We start from the raw sequence: 1276 nt of genomic DNA on the forward strand, positions 1-1276 counted from the left end.
GTCACACGAGAAGAATGTCGTGGGCGTGCAGGTTGGTCTGCGGGGTTGCGAAGGTGGCCACCACCACGGCCGCGCCCGCCCCCGTACCGTCGGCGTCCCACAGGAGCTGCTTGTGAGCGACGTCGTTGAGGAACTGGCCATGGCCGGCCAGAGTCGCGGCGGTGCCGGTCACGAAGTAGTCGTCCGGCAGCACGCCCGCCTCGGTGTGCCCGCCCAGCGCCGTGTGCTGGAACGACAGGGTGTCGCCCGCGCCGAAGCTCGGCAGCGCCTTCTTGGTCAGGCCCTGGAACACGAACTGGTCCGCGCTGCCCGTCAGCGTCACCGTCACGTCCTGGCTCGCCGCCCCCGACTTCCCGTCCCCGACCTGCATCGTGTAGGTCTGGGTCACGCTCTGGCCGGCGGCCAGGCCGTCCAGGGCCTTGTCGGCCACCTGGAACGTCCAGCCCACCGAGCCGGTCCCGCCGCCGGTCGTGTCCGAGACCACGCTGGCCGCCAGCGTGCCGAGGTAGCCGCCCGCCTTGGGGGTGATGCGCACGCTGTGCGCGTCCGACAGGTCGGCATCCGCGAAGGCGAAGGCGCCCCCCGTCTGCTGCAGGCCCGCATCGCCGAACACGCCCGCCTTCTCCGTCACCGTGCCGGCGATGGCCGCGTCCCCGGGGGCGTAGCCCTTGATCGTCGGCGCGTCGTTGACGCCCTTGAGGGTGATCGTCACCGCCTGCTGGGCGCTGCCGCCGTGCCCGTCATCGGCCACCACCGTGGTGACGAGCTTGAGCGCGTCGTTCTGCCCGATGAAGTCGAGGGCCGTGTCGGCGATCGCGTAGGTCCAGGTCGCGCTGCCCTTGTTGGCGCCCAGGTCCCCCGTCGGCATCGTGAAGGCGGCCTTGAGCGCGGCGATCTGGTCGGGCGTCAGGCTGGCGCTCAGGTCGACGCCCGCGGCGGTGACGTAGCTCAGGCTCTGGCCGGCCACCGAGACGGTGAGATGGTCGCTCAGGTCGGCATCCGCGAAGGCGAGGGTGCCCGACCGGCTGTGGTTGACCGCCGCCCCCTCGTACCAGGTGGCCCCGGCGCTGCCCGTGATGGTGGGCAGGTCGTCGCTGCCCACCAGGGTCACGGTCACGTCCTGGCGCACTAGGCCGCCCTGCCCGTCCGAGAGGGTGAGCGTGTAGGTCTGGTCCAGGGTCTGGCCGGCAGCGAGGAAGTCCAGAGCCTTGTCGGGCGCGTTCCAGGTCCAGACGAGCCGGCCCGCTCCGCCGCCCGTGGTGTCGGCGACGATGGC

The 1276-nt window shown here is 71.9% G+C and carries 1 protein-coding gene; it reads right to left on the minus strand.

Going from position 1 to position 1276, the window contains the following annotated elements; translation table 11 throughout:
- Window position 1: 1 nt before the first annotated feature.
- The coding region (locus ASF20_RS16110; RefSeq protein WP_200927239.1) for a VCBS domain-containing protein at window positions 2–1276 on the minus strand (1275 nt) is incomplete at its 5' end.

The organism is Methylobacterium sp. Leaf88, assembly GCF_001422795.1.
In the GTDB taxonomy this organism is placed as follows: Bacteria; Pseudomonadota; Alphaproteobacteria; order Rhizobiales; family Beijerinckiaceae; genus Methylobacterium.